Raw genomic sequence first — 12,666 nt, forward strand, 5'->3', positions numbered from 1 at the left:
GTCGGCGGAAGAGGCGTGGCACGGGTCGAGTTGGGCCCGGACGAACGGGGGGAATGCCGCGATGATGGCTTCCGTGACGCGGACACCGCCGGCCGGGAACGTACCGCCTCCCCAGACCCCCCGGCCCAGCGGCTCCCCGGGGGATCCGGGCCGTCGGGGGCCGGGCGGCGCACGGCTGAGCGGACGAGCCGGACCGTTCGGATCGTTCCGACTGCAACAGCTCGTGCTGCTCGAGATCGCCGCCGCGCTGCTGTTGTGCGCCTGGGTCGTCGGTCCTCTGCTGCTGGCACCGGCGGTGGTGGCGGCCGCGGCGCTGGTGCTGCTGGCCGTCGTGCGCAGGCGCCGCCGTTCGCTTCCCGCGTGGCTCTGTACGGTTCTCGCGCTGCGCGCCCGTACCCGCAGGGCGGCGTCGACGGCGTTGCCCGCGGGCACCGGGCCGGGGATCGCGCCGGCGGTGGAGTGCGAACCGGGCCTGCGCACCTGCTCGTTCAGCGACCGTGACGGGCGGCAGGTCGGCATGATCGGCGACGGTACGTATCTGACGGCCGTACTCCGGATCGACTCGGACGCCACCGCGCTGCGGCCGGACCGGTCCGCACGGCCGCTGCCGCTGATGCTCGTCAAGGACGCGCTCGACGTCGACGGCATCCGGCTGGAGTCGGCGCAGGTCGTGCAGCACACCCAGCCCGCTCCCGCACCGCATCTGCCGGAGCAGTCGGTCGCGGCACGCAACTACGCGCCCCTCCAGGCGCAGACGGGTTCCCCGGCGGTCCGCATCACCTGGATCGCGCTGAAGCTGGACCCGGAGCTCTGCCCGGAGGCCGTACGGGCGCGGGGCGGCGGGCTCACCGGTGCGCAGAAATGCCTGGTCCGCACGGTCGACCAGTTGTCCAGCAGGCTGATGGGGGCCGGGTTCGGCGCGACGGTGCTGACGGAGCGGGAGCTCCACTCGGCGATCGCCACCTCCGCCTGCGCCGGTCCGTCGGCCGGGGCGCGGGCCGGCCGGTCCGGAGCGCCTGTCCGCCGCACCCTGGAGACCTCGCGGACCTGGCGTTGCGACGACCGGCAGCACACCACGTACTGGGTGCGCCGCTGGCCGCGGTTCGGCGCGGGCGGTGCGCCGATGCCGCAGCTCGTCGCGCTGCTCACCTCGGTCCCGGCGCTGGCCACGACCTTCAGCCTCACGCTGGGACGCGGCGACCGGCAGGAGATCCCGATCGCCGGACACATCCGGATCACCGGCCGCAGCGAGGAGGAACTACGCCGCGCCCGACGTGAGTTGGAGCGCACCGCACGCGGGGTGAAGACCTCTCTCGTGCGGCTCGACCGCGAACAGCTGCCCGGCGTCCTCGCCACGCTTCCGCTCGGGGGTACCCGCTGATGTCCGTGATCGCACGCCGCCGCGGACGGCTCGGCTTCGGACCGGCCGGTCCGCGCCGGACCCGGCACACCGTCCGCCTCGACCAACTGGCCTCACTGGCCCTGCCGGTCGGCGACGACGGCGTGGTGATCGGCGTGGACGGTGAGGGGCGTCCCGCCGTGATCGGCATCAACCGGCCCACCCCGTACGACATCACGCTGATCGGCGGGCTGTGGACGGCGCAGGTGCTCGCGCTGCGGGCGGCGGCGACGGGAGCCCGGATCGTGGTCGAGACGGGGCGGACCCGGGCCTGGACGAAACTGGCGCAGGCCGCGGGCGGCGGTCAGCCGTGCGTCTCGCTGCACGAGGTGGGGCGGGTGCCCGTGCAGGGCGCCTCGGCCGGCTCGCCGGTCGTCGTGGTGCGGGACTGCGGCATGAGACCACCGCGCGGGCGGGTGGTGTCCGGTCCGTGGCAGTCGGCGGTGACGCTGCTGCCGTATCTGAGCCCGGTGGCCGCCGGGTTGATGGAGAAGTCGTCACTGGTCGGCATTCAGCGGGTGTCCCCGGATGAAGCCGCGCAGATCGGGCGACTCATGCGGCTGCCTCCCGACGAGACCCGGACGCTGTCGACCCTCACGGACGGGGTCACCCTCTGGTGCACGCGCCGGGACCGGCGGTTCGTGATGACCGAGGCGACCGATGCCGAATCGGGACTGCTGGGCAGCGCACGCCGGGTGGACTGAGGGCGCGGCGAGACGTGTGCGAAATGTTCAGGTTTCCCTGCGCAGATGTGCACCTTTGACCGCTTTCCTCTTCATTCCCCGCCGCACTCAGTCCACTTGGGGGCAGTACGTGACGTACGGGACAGTGGCCGCAGTGCCGTACGGCCTGCCGTACCCGGCCCGATGACGATTAGGGTGGGTCCGGACGCGGCAGAAGAACCTGCGGGCAGGTAATGCGCGTCCCAGGGGGAGAGCCGGGCGGTTCGCACTACGGGAACGGTCGCCCCCACCCACCACGGCACAAGGGTGCTCGACCACACCAGGAGGCAAAGTGAACGGCGATCGGGACGAGATGCGCGGGAGCTGGGACAAGCCCGTCGACGAGTCGACCGACGCGGAGCCCGCCGAGATGACGGGTGAGTTCACCATCGACTACACCCCGCCCGCCTGGTACACGCAGAATACGCCGGGCGACTCCTCGGGCGGCGCCGGAACACACCTGGCTCCGCCCCCGCCGCCCAACGGCGCACCGCTGTCCGCACCCGGGCTGCCGGCCGCCGGCGGCTTCGAGCCCAACTGGACCCCGGCCCCGCCCGCCCCGGCGCCCGGCCCCCAGGTGCCGCCGGTCCCGCCGGCAGCGGCGGACGCCGGCGGTGCGGCCGATCCGTTCGGGAGCGGCGATGTGGAGAGCGGCGCGACCATGCGGTTCTCGTCCGCCGCGCTGAAGCGGGAGATCGCCGATGAGCGGGAGACGGCCGCCGAGACGGGGAGCGGCAACGGGCGCGCTGATGCGGCAGACGCCGCATCGGCCGCCGGTTCCGCCGGTGCCGGCAGGTCCGACGCCGACGCGGACCCGGCCGACGCCGGTACGGACGCGGACGCGGGTCGGGACCTGACCTCCGGGGAGAGCAACGGGTCCGACTCGGCTCCGGCCGATTCGGTGCCCACCGATTCGGTACCGTCGTCCGACGCCGCATCGGCGGAGTCCGGCGACGTCGCCGACGACGCCTTCCCCGGCAGCTCCTCGGATGGCGAGGCCGCGGCAGACGCGACGAGCGGCGCCGACTCCGGCAGCACCCCGCAGGCCGACGAGCCCGCCGACTCCGTGCCCTCGGACGCCGTCGCGGACGCGGCACCCCACGACGCACCGTCCGCGGGCGCACCCCAGGACGCCGCGCCCGCACCCTGGACACCGGCACCGCCGCAGGGCGGACTGCCGCCGCTGCCGCCCGACTTCCAGCCCGCCGCGCCGCAGCCCACCGCACCTCAGCCGGCGTCGCAGTGGCCGGGACCGCCCCCGGCGAACGGGGCACCGGCCGGCTACGGGTTCCCGCAGGCCCCGGCAGCCCCGGCGCCCCAGAGCCCGCAGCCTCCGGCGTTCCCGCAGCAGCCCCAGCCGGCGGCACCCGCGCCGCAGGCGGGCTACGGCTTCCCCCAGCAACCCGCCCCTCAGGCGCCGCAGCTGCCTCAGGCAGCACAACCATCCCGGGCACCGCAGGCAGCACAACCGCCTCAGGCGCCGCAGGCACCCCAGGCAGCACAGTGGCCCGCGCAGCAGCAGGGCGCCGCGATGCCGCCGCCCGGACCTCAGCCGCAGCAGCAGGGCGGATACGGCTTCCCCCAGGGCGGCCTGCCGCCGGCCCAGGGCACCCCCAATCTGCCCGCGCAGATCGCCCCGCACCAGCCCCAGCAGCCGGGACAGCCGCTGTTGCCGCAAGGACCGCCCGTCGACCCGCGCGCCGGAGCCGCCTGGCCCACTCCCGTCACCCACGACCAGCGCGAGCGATCGGTGCAGGGCGCCCCGCTGGGTTACACGGCTGCCGTGGAGCTCTCGTCCGACCGGCTGGTCCGGGGCAAGCAGAAGGCGAAGAGCAGCCGCGGGCCGTCCGCCGCCTCCCGCTTCAAGCTGGGCGGCAAGAAGGACGAGATCGAGCGTCAGCGCAAGCTCGAACTGATCCGCACCCCGGTCCTCTCCTGCTACCGGATCGCGGTGATCAGTCTGAAGGGCGGCGTGGGCAAGACCACGACGACCACCGCGCTCGGCTCCACCCTGGCCACCGAACGGCAGGACAAGATCCTCGCCATCGACGCCAACCCGGACGCCGGCACGCTGGGCCGCCGGGTCCGGCGGGAGACCGGGGCGACCATCCGCGACCTGGTCCACGCGATCCCGCACCTCAACTCGTACATGGACATCCGGCGGTTCACCTCGCAGGCGCCCTCCGGTCTGGAGATCATCGCCAACGACGTGGACCCGGCCGTCTCGACCACGTTCAACGACGAGGACTACCGGCGCGCGATCGAGGTGCTGGGCAAGCAGTACCCGATCATCCTCACCGACTCCGGAACCGGTCTCCTCTACAGCGCGATGCGCGGTGTGCTGGACCTGGCCGACCAGCTGATCATCATCTCCACCCCGTCGGTCGACGGTGCGTCAAGCGCCTCCACCACGCTGGACTGGCTGTCGGCGCACGGCTACGCCGATCTGGTGCAGCGGTCCCTCACGGTGATCTCCGGGGTCCGCGAGACCGGAAAGATGATCAAGGTCGACGACATCGTGCAGCACTTCGAGACGCGCTGCCGCGGCGTGGTCGTCGTACCGTTCGACGAGCACCTGTCGGCCGGCGCCGAGGTCGACCTCGACATGATGCGTCCGAAGACGCGGGACGCGTACTTCCACCTCTCCGCTCTCGTCGCCGAGGACTTCGCACGGGCCCAGCAGCAACAGGGGCTGTGGACGTCGGACGGCAGCAACCAGCCGCCCCGGTACGCCCCGCCGATGCCCGGTCAGCAGCAGGCGCCTGGGCAGCAGGCGCCCGGCCAACAGGTCCCGGGACAACAGCCCTACCCGCCCCAGCAGCCGGGCCAGATGTACCCGCCCCAGCAGCCGTACGGTGGTCAGCAGTCGCAGCAGCCCTATCCCCCGCAGCCGGGCCCCGGCGCCGGGCAGGGCTGGCAGCAGTCGCCGCCCTCGCAGGCCCAGTCGGCCGCCGACCCGGCCGGCCCGCCGCAGCAGCAGTACGGCGGACAGCCTGGTCAGCCGGGGCAGCCCGCCCCTCCCGAACTGCACGGTCCCGTCCCGCCCGCGGGGTGGCAGCAACAGCCTCCGCAGCCGCCGCCAGCGCCTCAGCAGTAAGGCGTCAGAGGTCTAAACCAATGAGGGTCCGCACCGTGTCCACGGTGCGGACCCTCATTGCATTCCCGCAGCCCACACGCCGTTTCGATGACCGTTGACGCGGCTCGACCCCCGCTGATAAACCTTCGCTTCACCAGCTGGCGATCCACAGATCAACCCGCCTTCTCCGTGCGAGTCATGACGCGAGGTCCCTGACCATGGTCGAAAGAGTTCCACCACACTCCGCCCAGCCACGCTCACGTCTGCGTGTCCTCCTGGCCGCCGGTGCCGCCGCCCTCGGGCTGGCAGCCGCGTCCGTCGTACCGGGCATACCCCTCGGAGCTGCCGCGCCCCAGCAGGCGCAGGCCGCCGACAGCGGCAAGACGACACTGACCGTCGCGGTCGCGCAGAGCGTCGACTCCCTGAGCCCGTTCCTCGCCCAGAAGCTGCTCAGCACCAGCGTCTCCCGGCTCATGTACGACTTCCTGACGAACTATGACGCCAAGGACAACCACGCGATCCCGGGACTCGCCACCAAGTGGGAGCCGTCCGCGGACAAGCTGACGTGGACGTACACCATTCGGTCCGACTCCAAGTGGTCCGACGGTCAGCAGGCCACCGCCGAGGACGCGGCCTGGACGTTCAACAAGATCATGACCGATGAGGCCGCCGCCCAGGCCAACGGCAGCTTCGTCACCAACTTCAGGAAGGTGACGGCTCCGAGCCCCACGAAGCTGGTCATCGAGCTGAAGGAACCGCAGGCCACCATGGCCGCGCTGGACGTTCCGATCGTCCCCGAACACGTCTGGGAGAAGGTCGGGGACTTCTCGAAGTTCAACAACGACACGAAGTTCCCGATCGTGGGCAACGGTCCCTTCATCCTGTCCGACTACAAGGTCGACCAGTATGTGAAGCTCAAGGCCAACAAGGACTTCTGGCGTGGTTCGCCGAAGTTCGACGAGGTGGTCTTCAAGACCTACAAGGACCAGGACGCAGCGGTCGCCGCGCTCCGCAAGGGTGAGGTCTCCTTCGTCGCCGGCTCGCCCGCGCTGACCCCCGCCCAGGCCGCCTCGCTCAAGGGCGAGAAGAACGTCAAGGTCAACGAGGGGCCGGGCCGCCGCTTCTTCTCCCTCGCCACCAACCCGGGTGCGCAGACCAAGGACGGCAAGAAGTTCGGCAACGGCAACAAGGCCCTGCTCGACCAGAAGGTCCGTCAGGCGCTGTTCCTGTCCATCGACCGCAAGACGATCATCGACAAGGTCTTCCAGGGCCACGCCGTCGAGGGCCAGGGCTACATCCCGCCGCGCTTCTCCGCGTACTACTGGCAGCCGTCGGCGAGCCAGAGCCTGGGCTACGACCCCGCCAGGGCGGCCGGACTCCTGGACCAGGCGGGCTACAAGCTCAAGGGCGACCAGCGCGTCGGCAAGGACGGCAAGCCGCTCGACCTGCGCATCCTCTGCCACGCCACGGACCCCAACGACAAGGCGATCGGCAAGTACCTGAAGGAGTGGTGGGGCAAGCTCGGCATCGGCCTCAAGGTGAACTGCCTCGACGACGTCTCCGTGCCCTGGTACGCCGGTGAGTACGACCTCGCCTTCGACGGCTGGTCCGTCAACCCGGACCCGGACTTCGTCCTCGGCATCCACACCTGCGCGGCCCTGCCGGCCAAGGCCAAGGCGAGCGCGGCCACGGACAACTTCATCTGCGACAAGACGTACGACGACCTGTACAAGAAGCAGCTCGCCGAGTACGACCCGGCCAAGCGGGCGGACATCGTCAAGCAGATGCAGTCCTGGATGTACGACTCCGGATACATGAACGTCATCGCGTACCCGAACGCGGTCGAGGCCTACCGCACCGACCAGATCAAGTCCATCACGACCATGCCCGAGGCCGCCGGGAACATCTACGGCCAGGACGGTTACTGGAGCTGGTGGTCGGCCGTACCGGCGGGCAGCGGAACGGACACGGACAGCGGCGGCGGCGGCTCCAGCTCGACCGGCGTCGTCATCGGCATCGTGGCCGTCGTCGTGGTCCTGGCGGGTGGCGGGTTCCTCCTCATGCGGCGCCGCCGCACCACCGCGGACGACCGCGAGTAGTTCCATGGACCGCGGGTACTTCCCGCGGACGGGATGAGAGAGAGCGGCGGCGGGGCCCGGAGCAGTCCGGCCCCGCCGGCCGGTCCCTCTAAGTGCAGCACGAGTAACGAGAGTTCCCCATGACAGCTGACAGCACTCCGGCGCTCGTGAAACAGGCGGATGCGGACACGGACGGTCCGGCTCCGGCCGGTCCGCCGGCCGCCCGCGGCCCACGGGCGCGCAACACCAAGGCCTACCTCACGTACGTGGCCGCCAAGATCGCCGGCGCGGCCGTCTCGCTGTTCGCCGTTCTGGTCACCAGCTTCTTCCTCTTCCGGCTCATCCCCAGCGACCCGGTGAAGCAGATGACGGGCGGCCGCCGCGTCTCCACCGAGCAGCTGGAGTCGCTGCGCCACCAGTTCGGCCTCGACCAGCCGATGTGGCAGCAGTTCACCACCTATGTGGGGGACGCGCTCACCGGCGACTTCGGCACCTCCTTCCAGTTCCACGCCCCGGTCATGGACAAGATCGTCGAGGCGCTGCCGGCGACGCTGCTGCTCACCGGCACGGCGTACGTCCTCTACAGCGCGCTCGGCATCTGGCTGGGTACCCGTACCGCCTGGCGCAACGGCTCCACGAGCGACCGGTTCAACACCGCGCTCGCGCTCACGCTCTACTCGGTGCCCTCGTTCTGGCTCGGCCTGCTCCTGATCATCGTCTTCTCGGTGGGCATCGGCCCGATTCCGGGCATGTTCCCGACCGGCGGTCTGGAGTCGGGCAACGAGACCGGCTTCGCGTACGTCCTCGACGTCGCGCACCACATGGTGCTCCCCGTGATCACCCTGGTCGCGGTCGGCTACGCGCAGACGCTCCTGGTGATGCGCTCCTCGCTGCTCGACGAGATGGGCAGCGACTATCTGACGACGGCCCGCGCGAAGGGGCTGCGCGACGACGCGGTACGCCGCAAGCACGCCGTGCCCAACGCGATGCTGCCGACCTTCACGCTGATGTTCGTCAACCTGGGGCATGTGGTCGCCGGACAGATCCTGGTCGAGACCGTGTTCTCCTGGCCGGGCCTGGGCGGCCTCTTCTACCAGGGGCTCAGCGTCCCTGACCTGCCACTCGTCCAAGGGCTGTTCTTCGTCTTCGCCACCGCGGTGATCCTGGCGAACACCCTCGCCGACGTGCTGTATCCGCTGCTCGATCCCCGGGTGGGCCGATGACTGCCGAATCCATGCCCGCCTCCACCCCCGAGGCCGAGAAGCCCGCGCCCGACGGGCCCGGGGCCGGGGCGGCCAAGAGCCCGCGCGCGCTGGCACGGGCCCGCAAGCGCCGCTCCATGGCCCGCTTCTGGCGCGAGTACCGCAGGCACCCGGGCGGCCTGTGGGGGCTGGCCGGGCTCATCCTGATCGGGCTGACCGCCCTGTTCGCGCCGGCACTGGCCGGCGCCGACTCGCAGAGCGTCACCTCCGCGCCGGGCGGTGCGCTGGAGGCTCCGAGCGGCGAATTCCCGCTCGGCACCGACCAGTTCGGACGCAGTGTGCTCGCCCTGCTGGTCTGGGGAGCACGCGTCTCGCTGACGGTGGGGCTGCTCGCGGCCTTCCTGTGCGTCGCCATCGGTACGGTCGTCGGCATCCTCGCGGGGCACTTCCGCGGCTGGTACTCGACGGTCCTGATGCGGGTCACCGACTGGTTCCTGGTGATGCCGACCCTGGTCCTGGCCATCGCGCTCGCCACCGTGATGGACCGCTCGCTGTGGACGGTCATCATCGCGATCGGCGTCACCACCTGGCCGACGACGGCCCGTCTGGTGCGGGCGCAGACGCTCGCCGTGGAGTCCCGCCCCTACATCGAGCGGGCCCGTGCGCTGGGCGGCGGACACGGCCACATCATGACCCGGCACGTCCTGCCGAACGTGATGCCGCTGGTACTCGCCCAGACCACGCTGGTGATCTCCAGCGCGATCCTGACCGAAGCCACCCTGGCCTTCCTCGGCCTCGGCGACCCGACCATCACCTCCTGGGGCGGCATGCTCCAGGACGCGCGCGAGGCCGGCGCCGTGAGCTCGGGCGACTGGTGGTACCTGGCGCCGCCCGGTATCGCCATCGCCCTGGTGGCACTGGCGTTCACGCTGTGCGGCCGCGCCATCGAGTCCGTCCTCAATCCCAAGCTGGGGGTGGCCCGTTGAGCACGACGAGCATCCACAAGACGCCGCTGCTCCAAGTACGCGATCTCACGGTGACGTACGCCGGCGGGGCCCAGGCGGTCCGCGGGGTGAATCTGGAGGTCGACGCGGGCCAGAAGCTCGGCATCGCCGGGGAGTCGGGCTGCGGGAAGTCGACGCTGGCGCTCGCGCTGCTGCGTCTGCTGCCGACGGGCACGAAGGTCTCCGGCGAGATCCTGCTGAACGGCGAGGACGTCCTCGCCATGAAGTGGGGCCGGGTCCGGGCGGTGCGCTGGGCCGGTGCCTCGATCGTCTTCCAGGGCGCGATGCACTCGCTCAACGCGGTGCACCGCATCGGGGACCAGATCGCCGAGCCGATCGTGCTGCACCGCAGGACGACGCAGGCCGCCGCGCGGAAGCGGGCCGGCGAGCTGCTGGAGCAGGTGGGGCTGCCGGCCGCCCGAGCGGACGCCTATCCGCACGAGCTCTCCGGCGGACAGCGCCAGCGCGTGATGATCGCGATGGCGCTCGCCTGCGATCCGGGGCTGATCATCGCCGACGAGCCGACGACGGCCCTCGACGTGATGATCCAGGCCCAGATCCTGCGCCTGATCGAGCAGTTGGTCTCCGAGCAGGACCTCGGACTGATCATGATCAGCCATGACCTGGCCGTGCTCTCGGACACCTGCGACCGGCTCGCGGTGATGTACGCGGGACGCGTCGTCGAGCAGGGCCCCGCCTCCGAGGTCTACGAGAGCGCGGCCCACCCGTACAGCAAGGCCCTGTCGAGCGCCTTCCCGCGCATCGGGGACCCGGCCTCCCGGTTCGCTCCCCGCGGGCTGCCGGGCGATCCGCCCGACCCGTCGGCGCTGCCGGCCGGCTGCACGTTCCACCCGCGCTGTCCGGTGGCCCTGGACTCCTGCACCACGCAGGACCAGGAACTGCGGGACTCCGGACCCGCACGGCAGGCCGCCTGTGTGCTGGTGGGTCCGCAAGGGGCGGCCGCCCCGGCCCTGCCGGGCGCCGAGGAAGCAAGGAGCACCACATGAGCACCACCACGGACCTGCTCAGCGCGCAGGCGCTGCAGGTCACCTTCCCCGGCCGGCACGGTGCCGGTCCGGCGCGGGCCGTCGACGGGGTCGACCTGGACATCAGGCCGGGCGAGATCGTCGCCCTGGTCGGCGAGTCCGGGAGCGGCAAGACGACGCTGGCCCGTTCGCTGCTGGGCCTGGTCCCGCCGACCTCCGGGCGGATCGCCTTCGGCGGCAGGCCGCTCGACTACGGGAACCGGGCGCTGAAGGCGTACCGCAAGCGGGTCCAGCTGGTGCTCCAGGATCCCAGCGGCTCGCTGAACCCGCGCCACACGGTGTACGACGCGGTGGCCGAGGGGCTGCGGATCCACCGGTACGGCGGCGACGAGCGGGAGGCGGTGACCAACGCCCTGTCCCGGGCGGGGCTGCGGCCCCCGGAGCGGTTCTTCCTGCGCTACCCGCACGAGCTGTCGGGCGGCCAGCGCCAGCGCGTCGTGATCGCGGGCGCCCTGGTCCTGGAACCGGAACTCATCGTGGCCGACGAGCCGGTGGCCTCGCTGGACGCCTCGGTGCGCGGCGAGATCCTGGCGCTGCTGCTGCGGCTGAGGGACGAACTGGGCCTGTCCGCGCTGGTGGTCACGCACGATCTCGGTCTGGCGTGGAACATCGCGGACCGGGTGGCGGTGATGTATCTCGGCCGGATCGTGGAGACCGGTGACGTCGAGCAGATCCTCACGGCTCCGCAGCATCCGTACACCCAGGCGCTGTTGTCGGTGCTGCCGGAGGCGGAGGGCGATCCGGTGGTGCTGACCGGTGAGCCGCCGGACCCGTCGAAGGTGCCGTCCGGCTGCCGTTTCCATGTGCGCTGCCAGGTCCTGGCCTCCGGCGAGGCGGAGCGAGCGGGCGTCGCGGACGCGTGCCGTACGAAGGATCTGCCGGTGCTGGCGGGAGGCGGCGAGACACAGGTGGCGTGCCACTGGGCGAACGCGGCGGTGGCAGCGCGGTCCTAGGGAGTGCGGTGTACGGGCGGGTCCGGGTCTCCGGTCCTGCCCGTACCCGCTGCTACGGGTGGTGGTGGATGGCCCCCGTGAGTTCGCCGAGCGGCCGCCCGGTGCCGCCCCAGCGGTGCTGGATGATCTCCGCGGCGATCGAGACGGCCGTCTCCTCCGGGGTGCGGGCGCCGAGGTCGAGCCCGACCGGCGAGGCGAGCCGGGCGAGGTCCGCCTCGCCGACCCCTTCGGCCCGCAGCCGTGCGATCCGGTCCAGATGGGTGCGCCGGCTCCCCATCACACCGATGTACGCGGCCGGTGTGCGCAACGCGGCGACCAGCAGCGGGACGTCGAACTTCGGATCGTGGGTCAGGACGCAGACGACCGTGTGCCCGTCGATCTCCGTGTCCGACAGATAGGTGTGCGGCCAGGCGCAGACGACCTCGTCGGCGGTGGGAAACCGCTCGCGGGTCGCGAAGGCCGGACGGGCGTCGCACACCGTGACCCGGTACCCGAGGAACGACCCGATGCGCGCGGTCGCGGCGGCGTGGTCGATGGCGCCGAAGACGAGCATGCGGGGCGGTGGCGCGTACGTCTGGACGAAGACGGACACGTCCTGCATCCGGCGCTCCCCGCGCACCCCGTACCACTGCCGGCCGGTCGCCCCTTGCGCGAGCAGGCCCCGGGCGTCATCGGTGACGGCCGCGTCGAGCCCCTCGTCGCCGAGTGAGCCCTGTGTGCCGCCGGCCCGGACCACCAGCCGGGCACCGGCCGCCGCGGCGCCCGGCAGGACGGTGGCCACCGCGACGGGTTCACCGACCGCGATCGAGTCCGTGACTCCCCGGAGCCATGCGCGGTCGGCCGCCGCGGCGAACGGCGCGACCAGGACGTCGATCGTGCCACCGCAGGTCAGCCCGACACCGAACGCCTCGTCGTCGCTGATCCCGTACGACGTCAGCTGCGGGGTGCCCGAGGCGAGCACCTCGCCGGCCACCTCGTACACGGCGCCCTCGACACAGCCGCCGGACACGCTTCCCGCCACCGCTCCGTCGGCGGTCACCGCCATCACCGCGCCGGGGGCACGCGGCGCGCTGCCCCGGACGGAGACGACGGTGGCCAGGGCGAACGGGGTGCCGGCGTCGTCCCAGGCACGCAGTTCAGAGAGCAGTTCACGCACGGTACGGACCTCCTGAGGCCCGGCTCACCC

General features: G+C 71.9%; 9 protein-coding genes. 8 read left to right on the top strand and 1 reads right to left on the bottom strand.

The genetic code is table 11. The features are described from left to right. Positions 1-64: 64 nt before the first annotated feature. The 8 genes from eccE to OG322_RS08345 all read left to right on the top strand — a co-directional run bounded on the left by eccE (position 65) and on the right by OG322_RS08345 (position 11,480). The gene (gene eccE / locus OG322_RS08310; protein ID WP_398911791.1) at positions 65-1,381 is read left to right on the top strand and encodes a type VII secretion protein EccE; all 1,317 of its coding nucleotides are present in this window, start codon (positions 65-67) and stop codon (positions 1,379-1,381) included. After that, positions 1,381-2,103 carry a hypothetical protein gene (locus OG322_RS08315; protein ID WP_123462647.1) on the top strand — a complete coding sequence of 241 codons (723 nt, stop codon included), beginning with the start codon at positions 1,381-1,383 and terminating at the stop codon, positions 2,101-2,103. Before eccE ends, OG322_RS08315 begins: the two co-directional genes overlap by 1 nt. A gap of 310 nt (positions 2,104-2,413) precedes the next feature. Continuing rightward, entirely contained in the window at positions 2,414-5,218 is a 2,805-nt protein-coding gene (locus tag OG322_RS08320) for an SCO5717 family growth-regulating ATPase (RefSeq protein ID WP_123462645.1), read from the top strand. 197 nt (positions 5,219-5,415) lie between these two features. Continuing rightward, entirely contained in the window at positions 5,416-7,296 is a 1,881-nt protein-coding gene (locus OG322_RS08325) for an ABC transporter substrate-binding protein (RefSeq protein ID WP_329306262.1), read from the top strand. A gap of 119 nt (positions 7,297-7,415) precedes the next feature. Next, the gene (locus OG322_RS08330; RefSeq protein WP_123462641.1) at positions 7,416-8,498 is read left to right on the top strand and encodes an ABC transporter permease; all 1,083 of its coding nucleotides are present in this window, start codon (positions 7,416-7,418) and stop codon (positions 8,496-8,498) included. Between the two features lie 11 nt (positions 8,499-8,509). Next, positions 8,510-9,463, top strand: a complete 954-nt coding sequence (locus tag OG322_RS08335; protein ID WP_123462639.1) for an ABC transporter permease — start codon at positions 8,510-8,512, stop codon at positions 9,461-9,463. After that, positions 9,460-10,488: an ABC transporter ATP-binding protein gene (locus tag OG322_RS08340; RefSeq protein WP_123462637.1), complete on the top strand. Its 1,029-nt coding sequence runs from the start codon at positions 9,460-9,462 to the stop codon at positions 10,486-10,488. The genes OG322_RS08335 and OG322_RS08340 overlap by 4 nt, the downstream gene beginning before the upstream one ends. After that, positions 10,485-11,480: an ABC transporter ATP-binding protein gene (locus OG322_RS08345; RefSeq protein WP_329306263.1), complete on the top strand. Its 996-nt coding sequence runs from the start codon at positions 10,485-10,487 to the stop codon at positions 11,478-11,480. Before OG322_RS08340 ends, OG322_RS08345 begins: the two co-directional genes overlap by 4 nt. Positions 11,481-11,532: 52 nt before the next feature. Here OG322_RS08345 and OG322_RS08350 read toward each other — a convergent pair whose 3' ends face one another. Further along, on the bottom strand, positions 11,533-12,636 hold the full coding sequence (locus OG322_RS08350; RefSeq protein ID WP_123462632.1) for an XdhC family protein: 1,104 nt from the start codon (positions 12,634-12,636) through the stop codon (positions 11,533-11,535). Positions 12,637-12,666 lie beyond the last annotated feature (30 nt).

This window comes from Streptomyces sp. NBC_01260 (assembly GCF_036226405.1).
Classification (GTDB): Bacteria; Actinomycetota; Actinomycetes; order Streptomycetales; family Streptomycetaceae; genus Streptomyces; species Streptomyces laculatispora.